The 25,076-nt window shown below is 39.5% G+C and carries 17 protein-coding genes; 15 read left to right on the forward strand and 2 right to left on the reverse strand.

The genetic code is table 11. The features are described 5' to 3' along the window. The first annotated feature begins 41 nt into the window (after positions 1-41). The 6 genes from eno (at position 42) to N8M20_RS06085 (ending at position 6,884) form a co-directional block, all read left to right on the forward strand. Positions 42-1,346: a surface-displayed alpha-enolase gene (gene eno, locus N8M20_RS06060; protein ID WP_000022821.1), complete on the forward strand. Its 1,305-nt coding sequence runs from the start codon at positions 42-44 to the stop codon at positions 1,344-1,346. A 431-nt stretch (positions 1,347-1,777) separates the two neighbouring features. Further along, entirely contained in the window at positions 1,778-3,037 is a 1,260-nt protein-coding gene (locus N8M20_RS06065) for a UDP-N-acetylglucosamine 1-carboxyvinyltransferase (RefSeq protein ID WP_261079430.1), read from the forward strand. 15 nt (positions 3,038-3,052) lie between these two features. Then, on the forward strand, positions 3,053-3,604 hold the full coding sequence (locus N8M20_RS06070) for a GNAT family N-acetyltransferase (RefSeq protein ID WP_033677137.1): 552 nt from the start codon (positions 3,053-3,055) through the stop codon (positions 3,602-3,604). Next, the gene (spxR, locus tag N8M20_RS06075) at positions 3,597-4,874 is read left to right on the forward strand and encodes a CBS-HotDog domain-containing transcription factor SpxR (protein ID WP_261079431.1); all 1,278 of its coding nucleotides are present in this window, start codon (positions 3,597-3,599) and stop codon (positions 4,872-4,874) included. The genes N8M20_RS06070 and spxR overlap by 8 nt, the downstream gene beginning before the upstream one ends. 15 nt (positions 4,875-4,889) lie before the next feature. Next, positions 4,890-5,750, forward strand: a complete 861-nt coding sequence (locus N8M20_RS06080) for a methionyl aminopeptidase (protein ID WP_000631543.1) — start codon at positions 4,890-4,892, stop codon at positions 5,748-5,750. 216 nt (positions 5,751-5,966) lie between these two features. After that, positions 5,967-6,884, forward strand: a complete 918-nt coding sequence (locus N8M20_RS06085; RefSeq protein WP_261079432.1) for a bifunctional riboflavin kinase/FAD synthetase — start codon at positions 5,967-5,969, stop codon at positions 6,882-6,884. An 87-nt stretch (positions 6,885-6,971) separates the two neighbouring features. Here the strand turns inward: N8M20_RS06085 and N8M20_RS06090 are convergent, their stop codons facing one another. After that, entirely contained in the window at positions 6,972-7,820 is an 849-nt protein-coding gene (locus N8M20_RS06090) for a YitT family protein (protein ID WP_000592057.1), read from the reverse strand. A 141-nt stretch (positions 7,821-7,961) separates the two neighbouring features. Here N8M20_RS06090 and N8M20_RS06095 point away from each other — a divergent pair, with 141 nt between their 5' ends. From N8M20_RS06095 to N8M20_RS06135, 9 genes are all read left to right on the forward strand, one after another. Further along, entirely contained in the window at positions 7,962-8,801 is an 840-nt protein-coding gene (locus N8M20_RS06095) for a DegV family protein (protein WP_261079433.1), read from the forward strand. 107 nt (positions 8,802-8,908) lie between these two features. Further along, the gene (locus N8M20_RS06100; RefSeq protein ID WP_001284637.1) at positions 8,909-9,184 is read left to right on the forward strand and encodes an HU family DNA-binding protein; all 276 of its coding nucleotides are present in this window, start codon (positions 8,909-8,911) and stop codon (positions 9,182-9,184) included. A gap of 214 nt (positions 9,185-9,398) precedes the next feature. After that, positions 9,399-10,106 (forward strand): thiol-disulfide oxidoreductase-associated membrane protein CcdA2, encoded by a 708-nt coding sequence (gene ccdA2 / locus N8M20_RS06105; protein ID WP_261079434.1) that lies wholly within the window; start codon positions 9,399-9,401, stop codon positions 10,104-10,106. An 11-nt stretch (positions 10,107-10,117) separates the two neighbouring features. After that, positions 10,118-10,684, forward strand: a complete 567-nt coding sequence (sdbB, locus tag N8M20_RS06110) for a thiol-disulfide oxidoreductase-associated lipoprotein SdbB (protein ID WP_049500758.1) — start codon at positions 10,118-10,120, stop codon at positions 10,682-10,684. A 122-nt stretch (positions 10,685-10,806) separates the two neighbouring features. Further along, the gene (locus N8M20_RS06115; protein WP_261079435.1) at positions 10,807-12,198 is read left to right on the forward strand and encodes an APC family permease; all 1,392 of its coding nucleotides are present in this window, start codon (positions 10,807-10,809) and stop codon (positions 12,196-12,198) included. A gap of 385 nt (positions 12,199-12,583) precedes the next feature. Continuing rightward, complete coding sequence (gene adcAII / locus N8M20_RS06120; RefSeq protein WP_000744916.1) at positions 12,584-13,501, forward strand: zinc-binding lipoprotein AdcAII; 918 nt, start codon at positions 12,584-12,586, stop codon at positions 13,499-13,501. 7 nt (positions 13,502-13,508) lie between these two features. Continuing rightward, the gene (locus N8M20_RS06125; protein WP_261079436.1) at positions 13,509-16,529 is read left to right on the forward strand and encodes a pneumococcal-type histidine triad protein; all 3,021 of its coding nucleotides are present in this window, start codon (positions 13,509-13,511) and stop codon (positions 16,527-16,529) included. 162 nt (positions 16,530-16,691) lie between these two features. Continuing rightward, complete coding sequence (locus N8M20_RS06130; RefSeq protein ID WP_261079437.1) at positions 16,692-19,811, forward strand: pneumococcal-type histidine triad protein; 3,120 nt, start codon at positions 16,692-16,694, stop codon at positions 19,809-19,811. 209 nt (positions 19,812-20,020) lie between these two features. After that, positions 20,021-23,785, forward strand: a complete 3,765-nt coding sequence (locus N8M20_RS06135; protein WP_261079438.1) for a pneumococcal-type histidine triad protein — start codon at positions 20,021-20,023, stop codon at positions 23,783-23,785. A gap of 35 nt (positions 23,786-23,820) precedes the next feature. Here the strand turns inward: N8M20_RS06135 and pepT are convergent, their stop codons facing one another. Then, the gene (pepT, locus tag N8M20_RS06140) at positions 23,821-25,044 is read right to left on the reverse strand and encodes a peptidase T (protein ID WP_261079439.1); all 1,224 of its coding nucleotides are present in this window, start codon (positions 25,042-25,044) and stop codon (positions 23,821-23,823) included. Positions 25,045-25,076 lie beyond the last annotated feature (32 nt).

Raw genomic sequence — 25,076 nt, forward strand, 5'->3', positions numbered from 1 at the left:
TATAGAGGTGTAAAAAATTTAACTCATAAGGAGAGTAAAAAATGTCAATTATTACTGATGTTTACGCTCGCGAAGTCCTAGACTCACGCGGTAACCCAACACTTGAAGTAGAAGTTTACACTGAATCAGGTGCTTTCGGACGTGGTATGGTTCCATCAGGAGCTTCTACTGGTGAACACGAAGCAGTTGAACTTCGCGACGGTGACAAATCTCGTTACGGTGGTCTTGGTACACAAAAAGCTGTTGACAACGTAAACAACATCATTGCTGAAGCTATCATTGGCTACGATGTACGTGATCAACAAGCTATCGACCGTGCTATGATCGCTCTTGACGGTACTCCTAACAAAGGTAAATTGGGTGCAAACGCAATCCTTGGTGTGTCTATCGCTGTAGCTCGTGCTGCTGCTGACTACCTTGAAATCCCACTTTACAGCTACCTAGGTGGATTCAACACTAAAGTTCTTCCAACTCCAATGATGAACATCATCAACGGTGGTTCTCACTCTGACGCTCCAATCGCTTTCCAAGAATTCATGATCGTACCTGCTGGTGCGCCATCATTCAAAGAAGCTCTTCGTTGGGGTGCTGAAATCTTCCATGCTCTTAAGAAAATCCTTAAATCTCGTGGTTTGGAAACAGCCGTAGGTGACGAAGGTGGATTTGCTCCTCGTTTTGAAGGAACTGAAGACGGAGTTGAAACTATCCTTGCTGCTATCGAAGCTGCTGGGTATGTTCCTGGTAAAGACGTATTTATCGGATTTGACTGTGCTTCATCAGAATTCTACGATAAAGAACGTAAAGTTTACGACTACACTAAATTCGAAGGTGAAGGAGCAGCTGTACGTACTGCTGCAGAACAAATCGATTACCTTGAAGAATTGGTAAACAAATACCCAATCATCACTATCGAAGATGGTATGGATGAAAATGACTGGGACGGTTGGAAAGCTCTTACTGAACGTCTTGGTGGTAAAGTTCAATTGGTTGGTGACGACTTCTTCGTAACAAACACTTCTTACCTTGAAAAAGGTATTGCAGAAGGTGCTGCTAACTCAATCCTTATCAAAGTTAACCAAATCGGTACTCTTACTGAAACATTCGACGCTATCGAAATGGCGAAAGAAGCTGGTTACACTGCCGTTGTATCACACCGTTCAGGTGAAACTGAAGATTCAACAATCGCTGACATCGCAGTTGCAACTAACGCAGGACAAATCAAGACTGGTTCACTTTCACGTACAGACCGTATCGCTAAATACAACCAATTGCTTCGCATCGAAGACCAACTTGGTGAAGTAGCTGAATACCGTGGATTGAAATCATTCTACAACCTTAAAAAATAATCGTTGATTTAACAACGTTTCTAGCCCCTCGGATTTTATCCGAAGGGCTATTTTTGTATTTAGGGGGCAAAAAAGGGGCATAGCGATTCGAGAAAGATTATACTCTTCGAAAATCTCTTAAAACCACATCAACATCGCCTTGCCGTAGGTATAGGTAACTGACTTCGTCAGTTCTATCTACAACCTCAAAACAGTGTTTTGAGCTGACTTCGTCAGTCTTATCTACAACCTCAAAGCAGTGCTTTGAGCAACCTGCGGCTAGTTTCCTAGTTCGCTCTTTGATTTTCATTGAGTATTAATAATTCAGTTACTAACTCGTCAACTCTGATTTATCCAATAAAATTGAAAAGGATGGAAAAAAGGATAAATTTATGATATACTTTATTTTAAAGACCTTATTAGAAATCTTGAAAGAGTATTAAAAACTTAGAATGAGAAAAATTGTTATCAATGGTGGATTACCACTACAAGGTGAAATCACTATTAGTGGTGCTAAAAATAGCGTTGTGGCCTTAATTCCGGCTATTATCTTGGCTGATGATGTGGTGACTTTGGATTGTGTTCCAGATATTTCGGATGTAGCCAGTCTTGTCGAAATTATGGAATTGATGGGAGCTACTGTTAAGCGTTATGACGATGTCTTGGAGATTGATCCAAGAGGTGTTCAAAATATTCCAATGCCTTATGGTAAAATTAACAGTCTTCGTGCATCTTACTATTTTTATGGGAGCCTCTTAGGCCGTTTTGGTGAAGCGACAGTTGGTTTACCGGGAGGATGTGATCTTGGTCCTCGTCCGATTGACTTACACCTTAAGGCTTTTGAAGCTATGGGTGCCACTGTTAGCTACGAGGGAGATAACATGAAGTTATCTGCTAAAGATACAGGACTTCATGGTGCAAGTATTTACATGGACACGGTTAGTGTAGGGGCAACGATTAATACGATGATTGCTGCGGTTAAAGCGAATGGTCGTACTATTATTGAAAATGCAGCCCGTGAACCTGAAATTATTGATGTAGCTACCCTCTTGAATAATATGGGAGCCCATATCCGCGGTGCAGGAACTAATATCATCATTATTGATGGTGTTGAAAGATTACATGGAACCCGTCATCAGGTGATTCCAGACCGTATCGAAGCTGGAACATATATTTCTTTAGCTGCTGCAGTCGGCAAGGGGATTCGTATAAATAATGTTCTTTACGAACACCTAGAAGGATTTATTGCTAAGCTGGAAGAAATGGGAGTGAGAATGACTGTATCTGAAGACAGCATTTTTGTCGAAGAGCAGTCTAATTTGAAAGCAATCAATATTAAGACAGCTCCTTACCCAGGCTTTGCAACTGATTTGCAACAACCGATTACCCCACTTTTACTAAGAGCGAATGGTCGTGGTACAATTGTTGATACGATTTACGAAAAGCGTGTAAATCATGTTTTTGAACTAGCAAAGATGGATGCGGACATTTCGACAACAAATGGTCATATTTTGTACACAGGTGGACGTGATTTGCGTGGGGCAAGTGTTAAAGCAACTGACCTGAGAGCTGGGGCTGCGCTAGTCATTGCTGGGCTTATGGCTGAAGGTAAAACTGAAATTACAAATATCGAGTTTATCTTACGTGGTTATTCTGATATTATCGAAAAATTACGTAATCTAGGAGCGGATATTAGACTTGTTGAGGATTAAACCGTAGAGGTGTTTATGAATATTTGGACCAAATTAGCAATGTTTTCTTTTTTTGAAACGGATCGCTTGTATTTGCGTCCTTTCTTTTTTAGTGATAGTCAAGACTTCCATGAGATAGCCTCAAATCCTGAAAATTTACAATTTATTTTCCCAACTCAGGCAAGTCTGGAAGAAAGTCAATATGCACTGGCCAATTACTTTATGAAGTCCCCTTTGGGAGTGTGGGCAATTTGTGACCAGAAAAATCAACAAATGATTGGTTCTATTAAATTTGAGAAGTTAGATGAAATCAAAAAAGAAGCTGAGCTTGGCTATTTTTTGAGAAAAGATGCTTGGTCGCAAGGATTTATGACAGAGGTTGTTAGAAAAATTTGTCAGCTTTCTTTTGAGGAATTTGGCTTAAAACAATTATCTATCATTACCCACCTTGAAAATGAAGCTAGCCAAAGAGTTGCTCTTAAGGCTGGATTTAGTTTGTTCCGTCAGTTTAAGGGAAGTGATCGCTACACAAGAAAAATGCGGGATTATCTTGAATTTCGATATGTAAAAGGAGAATTCAATGAGTAAGCATCAGGAAATTCTAAGCTATTTGGAGGAATTACCAGTAGGTAAAAGGGTGAGTGTTCGTAGTATTTCCAACCATCTGGGAGTCAGTGATGGAACTGCCTATCGGGCCATTAAAGAAGCTGAAAACCGTGGAATTGTGGAGACCCGTCCTAGAAGTGGTACTATCCGTGTTAAATCACAGAAAGTTGCGATTGAAAGATTAACTTTTGCTGAAATTGCAGAAGTGACTTCTTCTGAGGTTCTGGCTGGGCAAGAAGGTTTAGAGAGAGAATTCAGTAAGTTTTCAATTGGTGCCATGACTGAACAAAATATCTTGTCTTACCTTCACGATGGGGGGCTTTTGATTGTCGGAGACCGAACCCGTATTCAGTTGCTAGCCTTGGAAAATGAAAATGCAGTTCTGGTTACAGGGGGATTTCAGGTTCATGATGATGTGATTAAACTGGCCAATCAAAAAGGTATTCCAGTTCTGAGAAGTAAGCATGACACTTTCACTGTCGCGACCATGATCAATAAAGCCTTGTCAAATGTTCAAATCAAAACAGATATTCTGACAGTTGAGAAGCTTTATCGTCCAAGTCATGAATATGGTTTTCTGAGAGAGACAGATACCGTTAAAGATTATTTGGACTTGGTACGTAAGAATCGTAGTAGCCGTTTCCCAGTTATCAATCAACACCAGATTGTTGTTGGAGTTGTAACCATGAGAGACGCTGGTGATAAGTCACCAAGTACCACAATTGACAAGGTCATGTCTCGTAGTCTATTTTTGGTTGGATTATCGACAAATATTGCCAATGTGAGTCAACGGATGATTGCTGAAGACTTTGAAATGGTACCGGTTGTTCGAAATAATCAAACCTTGCTTGGAGTTGTGACGCGACGAGATGTCATGGAGAAGATGAGCCGTTCCCAAGTTTCGGCTCTACCGACTTTTTCTGAGCAGATTGGTCAAAAACTCGCTTATCACCATGATGAAGTAGTGATTACAGTGGAACCCTTTATGCTTGAGAAGAACGGTGTTTTGGCTAATGGTGTATTGGCGGAGATACTGACTCACATGACCCAAGATTTAGTTGTGAATAGTGGTCGCAATCTCATCATCGAGCAAATGCTGATCTACTTTTTGCAGGCTGTTCAGATAGATGATATACTGCGCATTCAAGCACGCATTATCCACCATACTAGACGATCAGCTATTATTGATTACGATATTTATCATGGTCATCAGATTGTTTCAAAAGCAAATGTGACTGTTAAAATTAATTAGAAACTAGGAGAAATAATGATAACATTAAAATCAGCTCGTGAAATCGAAGCTATGGATAAAGCCGGTGATTTCCTCGCAAGTATTCATATCGGCTTACGTGATTTGATTAAGCCTGGCGTAGATATGTGGGAAGTTGAAGAGTATGTCCGTCGTCGTTGTAAGGAAGAAAATTTCCTTCCACTTCAGATTGGTGTCGATGGTGCCATGATGGATTATCCTTATGCTACCTGCTGCTCTCTTAACGATGAAGTAGCTCACGCTTTCCCTCGTCACTATATCTTGAAAGATGGTGATTTGCTCAAGGTTGATATGGTTTTGGGAGGCCCAATTGCTAAATCGGATCTTAATGTCTCAAAATTAAATTTCAACAATGTGGAGCAAATGAAAAAATACACTCAGAGCTATTCTGGTGGTCTTGCAGACTCATGTTGGGCTTATGCTGTTGGTACACCGTCCGAAGAAGTGAAAAATCTGATGGATGTAACTAAAGAAGCCATGTATAAGGGGATTGAGCAAGCTGTTGTTGGAAATCGTATCGGGGATATCGGTGCAGCTATTCAAGAATACGCTGAAAGCCGAGGTTACGGTGTAGTGCGTGATTTGGTTGGTCATGGTGTTGGCCCAACCATGCACGAAGAACCAATGGTTCCTAACTATGGTATTGCTGGTCGAGGACTCCGTCTCCGTGAAGGAATGGTCTTAACCATTGAACCAATGATCAATACTGGAGACTGGGAAATTGATACAGATATGAAAACTGGCTGGGCGCATAAGACCATTGACGGTGGATTGTCATGTCAGTATGAACACCAATTCGTGATTACGAAAGATGGTCCTGTTATCTTGACTAGTCAAGGTGAAGAAGGAACTTATTAATAGAAAGCGGAAATACTGCTGGAAATTCATTTTGTTAGAAAACCCATTAAATCTTTTCATAAAAAACGCATTGTATCAAGCTTTTAAGTGCCTGGTATAATGCGTTTTTCTGATTTTAAAAACATAGTTCTTCTAAAATAGTACACTTCAGGTTAAAAAAACGACATTTTAGATTTTCTGTTCCAGAAATAGCTATCGCTATGATATAATTATTTTATGATTATTACTATTCCTATAAAAAACCAAAAAGATATTGGCACACCATCTGATTCAGTCGTTGTTCTCGGCTATTTTGATGGTATACACAAGGGGCATCAGGAATTATTTCGCGTTGCCAATAAGGCTGCGAGAAAGGACTTATTGCCTATCGTCGTTATGACCTTTAATGAATCTCCAAAGATTGCTTTAGAGCCTTATCATCCTGATCTGTTTTTACATATTTTGAACCCTGCTGAACGTGAGAGGAAACTAAAGCGTGAAGGCGTAGAAGAATTATATCTCCTTGATTTTAGTAGTCAATTTGCTAGTCTCACGGCAGAAGAATTTTTTGCAACTTATATCAAGGCTATGAATGCCAAAATTATTGTTGCAGGTTTTGACTATACATTTGGTTCTGACCAAAAAACGGCAGAAGACTTAAAGGATTACTTTGATGGAGAAGTCATTATCGTTCCACCTGTAGAAGATGAGAAAGGAAAGATTAGTTCAACTCGTATCCGTCAAGCTATTTTAGATGGAAATGTGAAAGAAGCAGGAGAACTTTTGGGGGCACCGCTTCCATCAAGAGGTATGGTGGTTCATGGCAATGCTCGTGGTCGTACGATTGGTTATCCGACAGCGAATTTGGTGCTTTTAGATCGTACTTATATGCCAGCAGATGGCGTTTATGTCGTTGATGTTGAGATTCAAAGACAGAAGTATCGTGCTATGGCTAGTGTCGGGAAAAATGTGACCTTTGATGGAGAAGAAGCACGTTTTGAAGTCAATATTTTTGATTTTAATCAAGATATTTATGGGGAAACCGTCATGGTTTATTGGCTTGATCGCATTCGAGATATGACCAAATTTGACTCAGTCGACCAATTAGTGGATCAGTTAAAGGCTGATGAAGAACTAGCCCGGAATTGGTCTTAAGAAATTGAGTAAACAAAAAAGAGGTTGTCTGTAACCCAAAAGATAGATGAATAAGTCTAACTTTTGAGGTCACTACACTACCTCTTTTTATTCTTTTTCAAAGGTGAATCCTTCTCCAAGGATTTCATGGGCTTCTGTAATGGTTATAAAGGCTTGAGGATCGATTCGATGAATCATTTCCTTCATTTTCACAATCTCATTTCTACCGACAATACAGTAAATGATTTTCAAATTTTCTTTACTATAGTAGCCTTGACCAGAAATAAAAGTAACGCCTCTTCCTAGGTCATCATTAATCGCTTTAGCAAGTTGGTCAGGACGTTTTGTGATAATCATAAATCCTTTACCAGCATAGCCACCTTCTCCAATCAAATCAATGACACGAGAAACGATAAAATCAAATAAGAGCGTGTAGGAAACCAATCGCAAATCCTTGAAGATTAGGAGAATAAGCATGAGAATACAAAAATCTAAGATAAAGAGCAGTTTTCCCATTGATATATGAGTGTATTTATTGAGAATACGAGCTAGAATATCAGTACCACCAGTTGTACCTCCAGCATTAAAGATAATTCCAAGACCAATTCCCAATAGAATCCCAGCTATAAGTGCAGTAATCAGTAAATCACCTTGAAGATCAATATGAAGGGGAATACGCTCAAAAAAAGCCAACCAAGCTGACAAAGCTAAGGTTCCTAGCAAACTAGAATAGAGGGATTTTGCTCCAAATATTTTCCAAGCTAGGATGAAAAGGGGAATGTTAATCAGCAAGTTCATGAGCGAAACAGGGATTTTAAAAAGATAAAAGGTGATGAGGGTAATACCTGTCGCCCCTCCTTCAAAGAGATGATGAGGAACTACAAAATAAGTCAGCCCAAAAGCATAAATAGCAGCACCTAGTAAAATGGTAAAAATGGGGTAAATTTTTTTAATCATAGGAAACCTCTTTTCTTATAAGTTGATTATATCAAATTTTTACGGAAAATTTGATTGACTCCATTAGGATTTTTAATCTTTTTTTGATATAATTAGAAGTAAGAAAACCAATCTGAATCCTAAAATAGAAAGATTGATACTATGACAAAAATTAAGATTGTAACCGATTCATCTGTTACTATTGAACCTGAACTCGTAAAACAATTAGATATTACAATTGTTCCATTATCTGTAATGATTGATAATGTTGTTTATTCTGATGCTGATTTGAAAGAAGAAGGTAAATTTCTTCAGTTGATGCAAGCAAGTAAGAATCTTCCTAAGACAAGTCAACCGCCTGTAGGTGTCTTCGCTGAAGTTTTTGAGGACCTATGCAAAGATGGTAGCCAGATTCTTGCTATTCATATGTCCCATGCTCTTTCGGGGACTGTAGAAGCAGCACGCCAAGGTGCCAGCCTATCTACTGCCGATGTGACAGTTATAGATAGTTCCTTTACTGACCAAGCCTTGAAATTCCAAGTTGTTGAGGCTGCGAAATTAGCACAAGAAGGCAAAGATATGGCGGAAATTTTATCTCACGTTGAAGAGGTTAAAAACCACACAGAACTTTATATTGGTGTTTCAACTTTGGAAAATCTTGTTAAAGGTGGACGAATTGGCCGTGTAACTGGATTGTTGAGTTCTCTTCTTAATATCCGTGTTGTCATGCAGATGAAGGACCATGAATTGCAGCCAATGGTTAAAGGTCGTGGTGCTAAAACTTTTAAAAAATGGTTGGATGAGTTGATAACATCACTCGCTGAACGTTCTGTAGCAGAGATTGGAATTTCATATTCTGGTAGTGCTGATTGGGCAAAAGAGATGAAAGAAAGCTTACAAGCTTATGTTGAACAGCCAATTTCTGTTTTGGAAACGGGTTCCATTATTCAAACGCACACAGGTGAGAATGCTTGGGCTATTTTGGTACGTTACCACTCCTAAAAAAATAAAGAAAATGGGAAGAAATAGCGTTTTTAACTTGACCTAAAAGGGATTTTAGGATATGATTATATTTGTTAATTAGAAATTAATTTGGAGGAATCATTAACATGGCAAACAAACAAGATTTGATCGCTAAAGTAGCAGAAGCTACAGAATTGACTAAGAAAGACTCAGCAGCAGCAGTTGAAGCTGTATTCGCAGCAGTAGCTGACTACCTTGCAGCTGGTGAAAAAGTTCAATTGATCGGTTTTGGTAACTTTGAAGTTCGTGAGCGTGCTGCACGTAAAGGTCGCAACCCACAAACTGGTAAAGAAATCACAATTGCAGCTTCTAAAGTTCCAGCATTCAAAGCCGGTAAAGCTCTTAAAGACGCTGTTAAATAATCAGCCTTTAAAAATCCTATTGTATCAAGCTTTCTAGCTTGGTCAGTAGGCTTTTTTGTTTGCTTTGGGGCATTTTGGGGGCAGAATCTGAATGAACTAATACCGGAACAAATCTTTCAAATACTGGCTAATTCAATTTGCGTAGCAGAAATCATACAAATGAAATTGATTATAGTAAAATAGGATTAGAAATCTTAAGAAAGTTGGTTCTTTATTGGAAACGATAGTATTTTCAATCTCCGTTTTTTTAGCAGGGATCTTGTCCTTCTTTTCCCCTTGCATTTTTCCTCTGTTACCTGTTTATACTGGAATTTTGCTGGATGATCAGGAAAGCGCAAAAAGTTTTTCTTTGTTTGGGAGAAAGGTTCTCTGGTCAGGTTTGATTCGAACACTTTGCTTTATCGCAGGTATTTCTCTCATTTTCTTTATTCTTGGCTTTGGTGCTGGTTACTTTGGTAATATTCTTTATACCAATTGGTTTCGCTATACCATGGGAACAATTATTATCATTTTAGGTCTTCATCAGATGGAAATTTTTCATTTTAAGAAATTAGAGGTTCAAAAAAGCTTTACTTTTAAGAAATCAGAAGCCAATCGTTATTGGTCAGCCTTTTTACTCGGTATTACTTTTAGCTTTGGTTGGACGCCTTGTATTGGTCCAGTTTTGAGTTCTGTTTTAGCGCTTGCGGCTTCTGGAGGCAATGGTGCTTGGCAAGGAGCGATTTATACCTTGATTTACACTCTAGGGATGGCTATTCCTTTCTTGGTTTTGGCTCTAGCTTCAGGTGTAGTGATGCCTTATTTTAGTAAAATCAAACGCCATATGATGTTACTGAAGAAAATTGGTGGTTTCCTCATTATTTTAATGGGAATTTTATTACTATTAGGACAAGTAAATGTTCTAGCTGGAATTTTTGAATAAAGGAGAAAAAGATGAAAAAAGTAATGTTTGCTGGCTTAAGCCTTTTGTCATTAGTTGTATTGATGGCCTGTGGTGAGGAAGAGACTAAAAAGACTCAAGCTCCACAACAATCCCCAAAACAACAGCAACAAACGACTGTACAACAAATTGCTGTTGGAAAAGATGCACCAGACTTTACCTTGCAATCTATGGATGGTAAAGAAGTTAAGTTATCTGATTATAAGGGGAAAAAAGTCTACTTAAAGTTTTGGGCTTCATGGTGTGGTCCATGTAAGAAAAGTATGCCTGAGTTGATGGAATTAGCGGCGAAACCAGATCGTGATTTTGAAATTCTTAGTGTCATTGCACCAGGTATTCAAGGTGAAAAAACTGTCGAGCAATTCCCACAATGGTTCCAAGATCAAGGTTATAAAGATATCCCAGTTCTTTATGACACCAAAGCAACCACCTTCCAAGCTTATCAAATTCGAAGCATTCCTACAGAATACCTGATTGATAGTCAAGGAAAGATTGGAAAGATACAATTTGGTGTTATCAGTAATGCGGATGCAGAAGCAGCCTTTAAAGAAATGAACTAGAATAGATAAAAATCTGATTACAAGAGAGTAGTCAGATTTTTTTAGAAAATTATTTTATAAATATTCACAAATGTCCTATATTTATGGTAAAATAGAATCATCATTTTATTTTGGAGTCAAAGATGAATATATTTAGAACAAAAAATGTTAGTTTAGATAAAACGGAGATGCACAGGCATTTGAAGTTATGGGATTTGATTTTGCTGGGTATCGGAGCCATGGTAGGGACAGGTGTCTTTACAATCACAGGTACTGCAGCCGCAACTCTAGCTGGTCCAGCCCTAGTGATTTCAATCGTCATTTCTGCCTTGTGTGTGGGATTATCAGCCCTCTTTTTTGCAGAATTTGCTTCGCGAGTACCCGCTACAGGTGGTGCCTACAGTTATCTCTATGCTATTTTAGGAGAATTCCCTGCCTGGTTGGCTGGTTGGTTAACCATGATGGAGTTCATGACAGCCATATCAGGCGTAGCTTCGGGTTGGGCAGCTTATTTTAAAGGCTTGCTTTCTCAATACGGGATAGCCCTTCCTCAGGCTTTAAATGGCACCTTTAATCCTCAAGCTGGCACATTTGTTGATTTATTACCTATTCTTGTCTTAGTTTTAGTTACCTCGCTTGTTTTACTAAATGCCAAGGCAGCCTTACGCTTTAATTCTATTCTAGTGATTTTGAAATTTTCCGCTTTAGCTCTCTTTGTTTTAGTAGGAATTTGGAATATTAAGCTTGATAATTGGAGCAATTTTGCTCCTTATGGTTTTGGACAAATCTATGGTGCTAGTACTGGTATTATTGCTGGTGCGTCCTTGATGTTCTTCGGTTTTTTGGGCTTTGAATCCATCTCTATGGCTGTAGATGAAGTCAAGACTCCTCAAAAAAATATTCCTAGAGGGATTGTCTTATCGCTTTCTATCGTAACCATTCTTTATGCCTTGGTGACGCTTGTCTTGACTGGTGTGGTTCATTATAGCCATCTAAATGTCGACGATGCTGTTGCGTTTGCCCTTCGTAGTGTTGGGATTAGTTGGGCAGCCAACTATGTGTCATTAGTGGCTATCTTAACCTTGATTACGGTTTGTATCTCGATGACCTATGCCCTATCGCGTATGATTTACAGTTTAGCGCGTGACGGCTTGATGCCTGCTGCCTTTAAAGAACTGACCAAAACAAGCAAGGTGCCGAAGAATGCTACTATCTTGACAGGTCTAGCTTCAGCAGTAGCAGCAGGAATATTCCCTCTTGCTAGTATCGCAGCCTTCTTAAATATTTGTACCTTGTCTTACCTGATCATGTTGGCTTATGGTTTGATTCGCTTACGGAGAGAAAAGGGGATGCCCAAAGCTGGAGAATTTAAAACACCACTGGTACCATTATTACCAATTTTATCAATCATCATTTGTTTGTCCTTCATGTTGCAGTATAATGTGGAAACTTGGATTGCTTTCCTAGTTGCGTTGTTAGTAGGAAGTATTATTTACTTCACTTATGGTTATAAGCATTCTACCATAGAAGAATAATACTTTTCGAAAATCTCTTCAAACCACGTCAGCTTCGCCTTGCCGTATGTATGTGACTGACTTCGTCAGTCTTATCTACAACCTCAAAACAGTGTTTTGAGCTGACTTCGTCAGTTTCATCTACAACCTCAAAAACATGTTTTGAGCTGACTTCGTCAGTTCTATCTGCAACCTCAAAGTCGTGCTTTGAGCAGCCTGCGGCTAGCTTCCTAATTTGCTCTTTGATTTTCATTGACTATATAAAGTGAGAATCTGTTGAGTTATTGAAACTCAGCAGATTTTTATATGTGAAAGAAATTTCAATTTTTTTCTTAAAATAGCTTGACAGATTAAATTTTTAGGAGTAGAATGTTTACCAGTTAATTAAATAGTTAAGGGGTTATCCATGAAAAAACAAAGTTTATTTTTAGTATTGTTAAGTGTCTTTCTTTTGTGTTTAGGTGCTTGTGGTCAAAAAGAAAGCCAGACAGGGAAAGGGATGAAAATTGTGACCAGTTTCTATCCTATCTACGCTATGGTTAAGGAAGTATCTGGTGACTTGAATGATGTTCGAATGATTCAGTCAAGTAGTGGGATTCACTCCTTTGAACCTTCAGCAAATGACATCGCGGCTATCTATGATGCAGATGTCTTTGTTTACCATTCTCATACGCTAGAATCTTGGGCAGGAAGTTTAGATCCCAATCTAAAAAAATCTAAAGTGAAGGTTTTAGAGGCTTCAGAGGGAATGACTTTAGACCGCGTCCCAGGGCTAGAAGATGTAGAAGCAGGGGATGGAGTTGATGAAAAAACGCTCTATGACCCTCACACTTGGCTAGATCCTGAAAAAGCTGGCGAAGAAGCTCAGATTATCGCTGATAAACTTTCAGAGGTGGATAGTGAGCATAAAGAAACTTACCAGAAAAATGCGCAAGCCTTTATCAAAAAAGCTCAAGAATTGACTAAGAAATTCCAGCCTAAATTTGAAAAAGCTACTCAGAAAACATTTGTAACACAACATACAGCCTTTTCTTATCTAGCGAAGAGATTTGGACTTAATCAACTTGGTATTGCAGGTATCTCTCCTGAACAAGAACCAAGTCCAAGACAACTAACAGAAATTCAGGAATTTGTTAAAACCTATAAGGTTAAAACGATTTTTACAGAAAGTAATGCTTCTTCAAAAGTAGCTGAAACTCTTGTCAAATCAACAGGTGTGGGGCTTAAAACTCTGAATCCTTTAGAGGCAGACCCACAAAATGACAAGACTTATTTAGAAAATCTGGAAGAAAATATGAGTGTTCTTGCAGAAGAATTGAAATGAGGAAAGAATGAAAATCAATAAAAAATATGTGGCGGGTTCGGTGGCAGTCCTTGCCCTAAGTGTTTGCTCCTATGAGCTTGGTCGTTATCAAGCTGGTCAAGTTAAGAAAGATTCTAATCGAGTAGCTTATATAGATGGTGATCAGGCTGGTCAAAAGGCAGAGAACTTGACACCAGATGAAGTCAGTAAGAGAGAGGGAATCAACGCTGAACAAATCGTCATCAAGATTACGGATCAAGGTTATGTGACCTCTCATGGAGACCATTATCATTACTATAATGGCAAGGTTCCTTATGATGCCATCATCAGTGAAGAACTGCTGATGAAAGATCCGAATTATCAGTTGAAGGATGCAGATATTGTTAATGAAATCAAGGGTGGCTATGTGATTAAGGTAGATGGGAAATACTATGTTTACCTTAAAGATGCGGCTCATGCGGACAATATTCGGACAAAAGAAGAGATTAAACGTCAGAAGCAGGAACACAGTCATAATCATGGAGGCGGTTCTAACGATCAGGCGGTAGTTGCTGCCAGAGCTCAAGGCCGTTATACAACGGATGATGGTTATATCTTCAATGCCTCTGATATCATTGAGGACACGGGTGATGCCTATATTGTTCCTCATGGCAATCACTTCCACTATATTCCGAAGAGTGATTTGTCTGCTAGTGAATTAGCTGCCGCCCAAGCCTTCTTATCTGGAAAAGGTGGGCAATTAAGTACGGTTGAATATCGTTCAAGCAGAGCTGAAACAAGATCTAGTGTGAGAATGAGTCAATCTGAGACACCTCAAAATCCTACAACAGATTCTGAAAGTCAAAGTGAGGATTTAGCTAGTCTCCTTCAAGAATTGTACGCCTTACCACTTAGCCAACGTCATGTGGAGTCTGATGGCTTGGTGTTTGACCCAGCACAGATTACAAAACGTACTACCAATGGTGTGGCAGTTCCTCACGGGGATCATTTCCATTTCATTCCTTATTCGCAAATGTCTGCTTTGGAAGAAAAATTGGCTCGAAATCTTCCAATTGGAGGTCAGCCAGTTCAAAGTCATACCGATAATCCGAAACCAAGCAGTACAGATAAACCAAGTTCAACACCAAGTTCAACGATTAAACCAAACTTTAATCTCAATACGCCGGCACCGAATCGAGCAACTGGAGGCGCCTATACAACGGATGATGGTTATGTCTTTAGTCCGACAGATGTAATTGAAGATACAGGAGACGCTTTTATTGTACCGCACGGCAACCATTTTCACTATATACCAAAAGGCGCTTTGTCTGCAGGGGAATTAGCTGCCGCCCAAGCCTATTGGAATGGGAAGCAGGGCTCACATTCTGCTACAAGCTCAAGTAAACCAAGTAGTAACAATCCAAATCCGGCTCCAGCCCAACCAAGTTTGACAGAGACTCCAAACCTGACTGTCACCCCAACTTATCATCAAAATCAAGGGGAAGATATCCCAACACTTTTAAGTGAATTGTATGCCAAACCTTTATCAGAACGCCATGTAGAATCTGATGGACTCGTCTTTGATCCGGCCCAAATCATCAAACGTACTGCAAATGGTGTCGCAGTGCCTCACGGAGACCATTATCACTTTATCCCTTATTCACAAATGTCACCGCTGGAAGAAAAATTGGCTCGTATGATAGCCGTCAAGGGACAAAATGGCAGTGTCTTGCCAAGTGTTACTCCACTGAAGCCAGCCCCTACTACCAAACCTCTAGCACCAGTGGAAAATAAACCGACAGAATTTGATGTCAATCAGGTTGTTAGAAAAGTTGGTGATGGATATATTATAGAAGATAAGGGCGCTAGTCGTTATGTTCTAGCTAAAGACTTAGCCAAGGATAAGATTGACGCTATTGAAAATCTCTTGTCTAAGAAAACTCAAGAGACGCATGCCCTAGTTGCGAAGAAAGAAAATGTCGCTCCTCGTGACCAAGAATTTTATGATAAAGCATATAATTTATTGGCCGAGGCTCATAAAGCCTTGTCTGAAAATAAGGGTCGTACTTCTGATTTCCAAGCCTTAGACAAATTAGCAGAACGCTTGAATGATGAATCTTCTAATAAAGGAAAATTAGTAGATGATTTATTGTCATTCTTAGCACCAATTACTCATCCAGAACGTCTTGGTAAACCAAATTCTCAAATTGAATATACCGAAAACGAAGTCCGTATTGCACAATTAGCTGATAAGTATACAACCTCAGATGGCTACATTTTTGACGAACATGATATTATCAGTGATGAAGGAGATGCCTATGTAACGCCTCATATGGGTCATAGTCACTGGATTGGAAAAGATAGCCTTTCTGATAAGGAAAAAGCAGCTGCTCAATCTTATACTAAAGAAAAAGGTATCCTACCTCCATCTCCAGATGCAGACGCTCAAGCAAATCCAACTGGAGATAGTGCAGCGGCCATTTACAATCGTGTGAAAGGTGAGAAACGAATTCCACTCGTTCGACTTCCATACATGGTAGAGCATACAGTTGAGATAAAAAATGGTAATTTAATCATTCCACATAAGGATCATTACCATAACATTAAATTTGCTTGGTTTGATGATCACTCATACAAAGCTCCAAACGGTTATACCTTGGAAGATTTATTTGCGACGATTAAGTACTATGTTGAACATCCTGATGAACGTCCACATTCTAATGATGGATGGGGTAATGCCAGCGAGCATGTCTTAGGTAAGAAAGACCACAGTGAAGATCCAAATAAGAACTTCAAAGCAGATGAAGAGCCAGTAGAGGAAACACCTGCTGAGCCAGAAGTCCCTCAAGTAGAGACTGAAAAAGTGGAAGCCAAACTCAAAGAAGCAGAAGCTTTACTTGCTAAAGTAACAGATGCTAGTTTGAAAGCCAATGCAACAGAAACCCTAGCTGGTTTACGAAATAATCTGAGTCTCCAAACCTTGGATAATAATGGTATCATGACAGAAGCAGAAAAATTGCTTGCTTTGTTAAAAGGTAGTAATCCTACATCTGTAAGCAAAGAAAAATAAACTAATGAAAAATGAAAGTCTCGATAAAGAGGCTTTCATTTTTATTATGTATATACGAAAAATTCTTGACAAGTAATACTAAAAAGAGTAAACTATTAACTAGTTAATTAACCGGTTCATCGTTTTGTGGTGAATCAAATAGGCTTAAGAAATGAGAAAAGAATGAAAATCAATAAAAAATATGTGGCGGGTTCGGTGGCAGTCCTTGCCCTAAGTGTTTGTTCCTATGAACTTGGACGGTATCAAGCTGAACAAGTTAAGAAAGATTCTAATCGAGTTGCTTATATAGACGGTGATCAGGCTGGTCAAAAGGCAGAGAACTTGACACCAGATGAAGTCAGTAAAAGAGAGGGAATTAACGCAGAACAGATCGTCATCAAGATTACGGATCAAGGTTATGTGACCTCTCATGGAGACCATTATCATTACTATAATGGGAAGGTTCCTTATGATGCCATCATCAGTGAAGAACTCCTCATGAAAGATCCGAATTATCAGTTGAAGGATTCAGATATTGTCAATGAAATCAAGGGTGGCTATGTGATTAAGGTAGACGGGAAATACTATGTTTACCTTAAAGATGCGGCTCATGCGGACAATATTCGGACAAAAGAAGAGATTAAACGTCAGAAGCAGGAACATAGTCATAATCATAATACAAGCACAGATAATGCTGTTGCTGCAGCCAGAGCCCAAGGTCGCTATACAACGGATGATGGTTATATCTTCAATGCATCTGATATCATTGAGGACACGGGTGATGCCTATATCGTTCCTCATGGCAATCACTTCCACTATATTCCTAAGAGTGACTTGTCTGCTAGTGAATTAGCTGCCGCCCAAGCCTTCTTATCTGGAAAAGGTGGTCAATTAAGTACGGTTGAATATCGTTCAAGCAGAGGAGAAGCAAGATCTAGTGTGAGAACGAGTCCATCTGAGACACCTCAAAATCCTGCAACAGATTCTGAAAGTCAAAGTGAGGATTTAGCTAGTCTCCTTCAAGAATTGTACGCTTTGCCACTTAGCCAACGTCATGTGGAGTCTGATGGCTTGGTATTTGACCCAGCACAGATTACAAAACGTACTGCAAATGGTGTGGCAGTGCCTCACGGGGATCATTTTCATTTCATTCCTTATTCGCAAATGTCTGCTTTAGAAGAAAAATTGGCTCGAAATCTACCAATTGGAGGTCAGCCAGTTCAACGTCATGCTGATAATACGAAACCAAGCAGTACAGATAAACCAAGTTCAACACCAAGTTCACCGATTAAACCAAACTTTAATCTCAATACTCCGGCACCGAATCGAGGAACTGGAGGCGCTTATACAACGGATGATGGCTATGTCTTTAGTCCGACAGATGTGATTGAAGATACAGGTGACGCTTTTGTTGTACCGCACGGCAATCATTTCCACTATATTCCTAAGAGTGATTTGTCAGCAGGAGAATTGGCTGCAGCCCAAGCTTATTGGAATGGTAAACAGGGCTCACATTCTACTACAAACTCAAGTAAACCAAGTAGTGATAATGATAAACCAGCCCAACCAAGTTTGACAGAGACTCCAAACCTGACTGTCACCCCAACATATCATCAAAATCATGGGGAAGACATTTCAACACTTTTAAGTGAATTGTATGCCAAACCTTTATCAGAACGACATGTAGAATCGGATGGCTTAGTCTTTGATCCGGCACAAATTATCAAACGTACAGCTAACGGTGTTGCAGTGCCACACGGAGATCATTATCACTTTATCCCTTATTCACAAATGTCACCGCTGGAAGAAAAATTGGCTCGTATGATAGCTGTTAAGGGACAAAATGGCAGTGTCTTGCCAAGTATTACTCCTCTGAAGCCAGCCCCTACTACCAAACCTCTAGCACCAGTGGAAAATAAACCGACAGAATTTGATGTCAACCAGGTTGTTAGAAAAGTTGGTGATGGATATATTATAGAGGATAAGGGCGCTAGTCGTTATGTTCTAGCTAAAGACTTAGCCAAGGATAAGATTGACGCTATTGAAAATCTCTTGTCTAAGAAAACTCAAGAGACGCATGCCCTAGTTGCGAAGAAAGAAAATGTCGCTCCTCGTGACCAAGAATTTTATGATAAAGCATATAATTTATTGGCCGAGGCTCATAAAGCCTTGTCTGAAAATAAGGGTCGTACTTCTGATTTCCAAGCCTTAGACAAATTAGCAGAACGCTTGAATGATGAATCTTCTAATAAAGGAAAATTAGTAGATGATTTATTGTCATTCTTAGCACCAATTACTCATCCAGAGCGACTTGGTAAACCAAATTCTCAAATTGCTTATACAGACGATGAAATTAAATTAGCGAAATTAGCAGGTAAGTATACAACAGAAGATGGCTATATCTTTGACACTCGTGATATTACCAGTGATGAGGGAGATGCTTATGTAACTCCACATATGTCTCATAGTCATTGGATTAAGAAAGAGAGCTTGTCTGAAGCTGAAAGAGTGGCAGCTCAGGCTTATGCTAAAGAGAAAGGTTTGATACCTCCTTCAACAGAGAATCAGGGTTCAGGAAATACTGAGGTTAAAGGAGTAGAAGCAATCTATAATAAAGTGAAGGCAGCTAAGAAGGTTCCACTTGATCACATGCCTTACAATCTCCAACATACTGTTGAAGTTAAAAACGGTAGCTTGATTATACCTCATTACGACCATTACCATAACATTAAATTTGGGTGGTTTGACGAAGGACTTTATGAGGCACCTAAAGGCTATAGTTTAGAGGATCTCTTTGCGACTGTAAAATACTATGTAGAACATCCAAACGAACGTCCGCATTCAGATAATGGATGGGGAAACGCAAGTGACCATGTTCGTAAAAATAAAGTAGAAGACAGTAAACCTGATGAAGATAAGGAACATGATGAAGTAAGTGAGCCAACTCGCCCTGAATCTGATGAAAAAGAGAATCACGCAGGTTTGAACCCTTCAGTAGATAATCTTTATAAACCAAGCACTGATGAAGACGAGACAGAAGAAGTATCTAAAGATACAACAGACGAAGCTGAAGTACCTCAAGTCGAAATCGAAAAAGTAGAAGCCAAATTCAAAGAAGTAGAAGCTCTACTTGCTAAAGTAACGGATGCTAGTTTGAAAGACAATGTGACAGAGAGCCTAGCTGGTTTACGAAATAATCTGAGTCTACAAACCATGGATAATAATGGCATTATGACAGAAGCAGAAAAATTACTTGCTTTGTTAAAAGGTAGTGAGTCAGTAACGACGAAACCAGAAGCATAAGTTTATCCTATTAAATCAAAATGATGTAAGAGTCAGTAGCAATACTGGCTTTTATTTTTTAAAATAACATAAAAATCTTGACAGATAAACTTAAAAAATGTAAACTATTTACTGGTTAATTAATTGGTTAAATAACCAATTTAGAAAACTATTTAATCAAGTAAAGGAAGTTAAGAAAAAGCTTCATCATTTATTGAAATGAGGGATTTATGAAATTCAGTAAAAAGTATATAGCAGCTGGATCAGCTGTTATCGTATCCTTGAGTCTTTGTGCCTATGCACTGAACCAGCATCGCTCGCAGGAAAATAAGGACGATAATCGTGTCTCTTATGTGGATGGCAGCCAGTCAAGTCAGAAAACTGAAAACCTGACACCAGATCAGGTTAGCCAGAAAGAAGGAATTCAGGCTGAGCAAATTGTCATCAAAATTACAGATCAGGGCTATGTGACGTCACACGGTGATCACTATCATTACTATAACGGGAAAGTTCCTTATGATGCCCTCTTTAGTGAAGAACTCTTGATGAAGGATCCAAACTACAAACTTAAGGATGGAGATATTGTCAATGAGGTCAAGGGTGGTTATATCATCAAGGTCGATGGAAAATATTATGTCTACCTGAAAGATGTAGCTCATGCTGATAATGTTCGAACTAAGGATGAAATCAATCGTCAAAAACAAGAACACGTCAAAGATAATGAGAAGGTCAGCTCTGATGTTGCTGTAGCAAGGTCTCAGGGACGCTATACGACAGATGATGGTTATGTCTTTAATCCAGCTGATATTATCGAAGATACGGGTGATGCTTATATCGTTCCTCATGGAGGTCACTATCACTATATTCCAAAAAGTGATTTGTCTGCTAGTGAGTTAGCAGCAGCAAAAGCTCATTTAGCTGGCAAAAATACGCAACCAAGTCAGCTAAGCTATTCTTCAACAGCTAGTGATAATACTAATCAAGCTATAGAGAAAGAATCAACTAGCAAGCCAGAAAGCAAAGTTGAAAATCTCCAAAGTCTATTGAAAGAACTCTACGATTCACCTAGCGACAAACGTTACAGTGAATCAGATGGTTTGGTTTTTGACCCTGCTAATATTATCAGTCGTACACCAAATGGTGTTGCGATTCCGCATGGTGACCATTATCACTTTATTCCTTACAGCAAGCTCTCTCCTTTAGAAGAAAAGATTGCTAGAATGGTACCTATCAGTGGAACTGGTTCTACAGTTTCTACAAATGAAAAAACTCATGAAGCAGCGTCTAGTCTTGGAAGGCTTTCAAGCAGTCCATCTACTTTGAGTCATCCTTCCTTGCTTACAAATAAGGCTATCTCTTCAACATCTGATGGTTATATCTTTAATCCAAAAGATATCGTTGAAGAAACAGCTGCAGCTTATATCGTCAGACATGGTGATCATTTCCATTACATTCCTAAGGCGAATCAAATTGGTCAACCGACTCTTCCTAACAATGGTCTAGTAGCACCTTCACCATCTCTTCCAGTCAATCCTGGTGTTTCACATGAGGAACATGAAGAAGGTGGACACGGCTTTGATGCCAATCGTGTCATCAGTGAGGATGAGCAAGGATTTGTCATGAGTCACGGAGACCACAATCATTACTTCTTTAAGAAAGATTTGACAGCTGAACAAATTAAGGCAGCGCAAGACCACTTGAAAGGGGCAAATACAACACCAGCACATGATGCCGATCACGACGAAGATAATAATGGACACCATCATGATGAAGACCATGATCACGGCTTTGATGCCAATCGTGTCATCAGTGAGGATGAACAAGGCTTTGTCATGAGTCATGGTGACCACAATCATTACTTCTTCAAGAAAGATTTGACAGCAGAGCAAATTAAGGCAGCGCAAGATCACTTGAAAGGGGCAAATACAGCTACACCAAGTCCAGCACATGATGACGATGACGATCACGATGAAGATCATCATGGACACCATCATGATGAAGACCATGATCACGGTTTTGATGCCAATCGTGTCATCAGTGAGGATGAGCAAGGATTTGTCATGAGTCACGGAGACCACAATCATTACTTCTTCAAGAAAGATTTGACAGCAGAGCAAATTAAGGCAGCTCAGGATCATTTGAAAACACATCATGATGTAGAGCCTGTAAAACCTCTTGCTAAAACGGTAGAGTCTTTCTCAAGAGATGCTAGTGATGAAGAAAAGATTGCTTATATCTCTAAAACTTATGGAGTTCCACTTGAAGCGATTAGAATTTCAAACGGATTCTTTGTTTTTGGAAATCCAGACCAAGCCTACGATCCAACTCATATCCATCCCTATGCTGTTCGTAAGGAACACGTTCGGATTCCTCTTCAAACTGGCAATCCAGAACTTGATTTCCTAAATGAACTTTATACTACTGCTTTGCGAGATGGTGTGTCTCCTTATAGTTTACAGGTAGAAAATGGTAGTTTTGTGATTCCTCATGGCGATCACAATCACTACATCAAGGTTCAAACCAAGGGCTATGAAGTAGCTTTGAAAAACAAGATTCCAGCCCTACAATCCAATTATCAACCTGGAGCTTTTGATGAGAAGGTAGTTTTGGAAAAAGTAGACCAACTTCTAGCTGAAAGCAGAAACATCTATAAAGACAAGCCTATCGAACAAAGACAGATTGAGTTAGCCTTAGGTCAGTTTACTGAGAACATGAAGAAACTGGCAACTACCTCTACAGCAGGTTATCTTGCGACACTTGATCTTTTTGATAAGCAATATATCCATATTGATGAAAGTATTAAACCTGTTGAAACAAGCGCTCTAGATAAGAAATATCAAGCCTTGATTGATAAAATCAATACTCTTGATACAGACTCTTATGGGCTTCCTAAGAAAGACCTTCTCGTTCGACTCCAGGAAGCTAAGTTGGCTAAAGATGAGGCTGGTTTAGCAGCGGTTGAATCACAACTTCAAGCTCTTCAAGACTTTAATGATCGAACAGGCGTTACAACAGTTGAATACATCAAGTACTTCTACGAACACGTAAATGACGGTCGTTTGAGTGATGAACTTCGAAACAAAGTAGCTCAGTTGACTTGGACTTTGTATCAATCACAATCCTTCCTTAAAGCAGCAGAATTGAACAAATTATTCCCAAGTATCTATCAGGCAAAACAAGAAGTGGAAGAAGCTTTGAAAGCTCAGCCAACTACTGCGAAATCAAGTCAGACAGTTCTAGATACTGAAAAAGTTGATAATCAAAGTGCCAAGACAGCTATTTATGGCTTTTTGAAAGAATTGTACGGAGACTTTATGCCTGAAGAGCATATGAATCATGTTAGCAAGGAACAAGTAGAAAGTCTCTTAAGCAAGGCAACTCAACTCTTGGAACAAATCCAAGAAGAAGGTATCAGACAATCCTTGGCAGAAGAAGTAGAAAATCTCAAAGCTGCTACAAATAAGGCAGATGCAGACTTGGATGAAGTAAATAGTCAGGTGAAAGATGTCTTGACTCGTATCGCCAGCGCTCTTCAACAAGAGAAAGAAAATGCTGAGCAAGATCCTCAGACACTTGTACTCTATCAAAAACTTTACGATATCCTCATGTCACTTCACGCTTACTTAGAAAACAATAAGGGTTCTGATGCAGACTTTGATAAAGTGGATGCATTACTAGATCAACTTTCTGCTAAGAGTAAAGATAAAGCTGCTTTACTTGAATTGACAAAAGCTATTCTAGTCTTGAATCAAGAAATCAAGTCAAAATCAAGTGCGAGTGAAGAAGCAAGTCCAGTGACAAATGCTGAGTCGAATGGTGATAACACCAGTGTTGAGAACCAACCAAATGTAGCTGCAGAATCTAACAGTGAAACTGCCAGTGACGAAAACAAACCGAGCAACGCAACAGATTCTAAACCTGCTGAATCAGCTTCAGAAAAGGAAACCACAGAATCTACAACAAGTGCTGGAAATCAAGAAAAACCAGTAGAATAAAAAGAAAGGCGAAGTAGCTGAGCTACCTCGTCTTTTTAGTCTTTATAAGCTACGATACCAATGATGGTATCAACTGCACGTTCCATAGTCTGAAGGCTAACGTACTCAAAACGTCCGTGCATATTCTCGCCACCAGCAAAGATATTAGGGGTTGGGATTCCCATAAAGGAAATCTTAGAGCCGTCTGTCCCTCCACGGATTGGTTCGATAATAGGCGTGATACCTAAATCTTCCATAACGGCCTTAGCAATGGTAATTGGAGTCATATCTTTTTCAATGACTTCTTTCATATTGTAGTACTGGTCTGTCAAGTTTAGGGTTACACGGTCGCTACCAAGTTCTTGATTCATCTTATTAGCGATAGACTGCATAGTTGCTTTACGCGCTTCAAAGGCATCTTTTTCAAAATCGCGAATGATGTAGCTTGCACGCGCCTCCTCAACGCTTCCAGCCACATCCATAAGATGATAGAAACCTTGGTAGCCATCAGTTAACTCAGGTCGGTCATTCTCTGGAAGTTGATTGTGAAAATCAATTGCTAGCTGAAGTGCGTTGACCATCTGACCTTTGGCAGTACCAGGGTGGACATTGCGTCCTTGGAAATGCAATTCAGCACCCGCTGCTGAAAAGGTCTCGTACTGAAGCTCACCTAATGGACCACCATCAACTGTGTAGGCAAAGTCAACATCAAAATCTTCTGCATCAAATTTATTAGCACCAACACCGATTTCTTCATCTGGACCAAAGCCAACACGAATCTCACAGTGCTTGATTTCAGGGTGAGCAGTCAGATATTCAATGGCAGTCATAATCTCAGCAATTCCTGACTTGTCATCAGCTCCTAGCAAGGTTGTTCCATCGGTTGTGATGAGCGTTTGTCCTGGATATTTCTCAAGACTCTTGAAGTCGGCTGGATCTAGTTTAAAACCAGAATTTCCTAGTTCAATCACGCCCCCATCGTAGTTGTCAATTACCTGTGGATTGACTCCTTCGGCATTAAAGTCAGCAGTATCCATGTGGGAGATGAAGCCAATCTTACGTGTTAAAGATGGATCATTGGCTGGTAAGGTCCCAATCGCAAAACCATTAGGAAGGTAGTAGACATTTTGCAGACCAACACGTTTCATTTCTGGAATCAGGACATTGGTTGCAAAGTCAACCTGACTCTGCGTACTTGGAGTAGTAGTAGAGTGTTCATCAGAGCGCGTGTTGACCTTAACGTAGGTCAAGAAGCGATCCAAGAGATTTGGATAAGTCATAAAAAACTCCTTTTGAATTCATTTTTTCCATT

The organism is Streptococcus mitis, from assembly GCF_946190275.1.
Classification (GTDB): Bacteria; Bacillota; Bacilli; order Lactobacillales; family Streptococcaceae; genus Streptococcus; species Streptococcus mitis_DC.

Bases quoted from the DNA above. Each gene is read 5' to 3' on its own strand.
- N8M20_RS06070 (WP_033677137.1), top strand. From the start codon at position 3,053: ATGAATATTTGGACCAAATTAGCAATGTTTTCTTTTTTTGAAACGGAT.
- pepT (WP_261079439.1), bottom strand. From the start codon at position 25,044: ATGACTTATCCAAATCTCTTGGATCGCTTCTTGACCTACGTTAAGGTC.
- adcAII (WP_000744916.1), top strand. From the start codon at position 12,584: ATGAAAAAACAAAGTTTATTTTTAGTATTGTTAAGTGTCTTTCTTTTG.
- N8M20_RS06095 (WP_261079433.1), top strand. From the start codon at position 7,962: ATGACAAAAATTAAGATTGTAACCGATTCATCTGTTACTATTGAACCT.
- N8M20_RS06130 (WP_261079437.1), top strand. From the start codon at position 16,692: ATGAAAATCAATAAAAAATATGTGGCGGGTTCGGTGGCAGTCCTTGCC.
- N8M20_RS06100 (WP_001284637.1), top strand. From the start codon at position 8,909: ATGGCAAACAAACAAGATTTGATCGCTAAAGTAGCAGAAGCTACAGAA.
- N8M20_RS06135 (WP_261079438.1), top strand. From the start codon at position 20,021: ATGAAATTCAGTAAAAAGTATATAGCAGCTGGATCAGCTGTTATCGTA.
- N8M20_RS06115 (WP_261079435.1), top strand. From the start codon at position 10,807: ATGAATATATTTAGAACAAAAAATGTTAGTTTAGATAAAACGGAGATG.
- spxR (WP_261079431.1), top strand. From the start codon at position 3,597: ATGAGTAAGCATCAGGAAATTCTAAGCTATTTGGAGGAATTACCAGTA.
- N8M20_RS06090 (WP_000592057.1), bottom strand. From the start codon at position 7,820: ATGATTAAAAAAATTTACCCCATTTTTACCATTTTACTAGGTGCTGCT.
- sdbB (WP_049500758.1), top strand. From the start codon at position 10,118: ATGAAAAAAGTAATGTTTGCTGGCTTAAGCCTTTTGTCATTAGTTGTA.
- eno (WP_000022821.1), top strand. From the start codon at position 42: ATGTCAATTATTACTGATGTTTACGCTCGCGAAGTCCTAGACTCACGC.
- N8M20_RS06125 (WP_261079436.1), top strand. From the start codon at position 13,509: ATGAAAATCAATAAAAAATATGTGGCGGGTTCGGTGGCAGTCCTTGCC.
- N8M20_RS06085 (WP_261079432.1), top strand. From the start codon at position 5,967: ATGATTATTACTATTCCTATAAAAAACCAAAAAGATATTGGCACACCA.
- N8M20_RS06065 (WP_261079430.1), top strand. From the start codon at position 1,778: ATGAGAAAAATTGTTATCAATGGTGGATTACCACTACAAGGTGAAATC.
- N8M20_RS06080 (WP_000631543.1), top strand. From the start codon at position 4,890: ATGATAACATTAAAATCAGCTCGTGAAATCGAAGCTATGGATAAAGCC.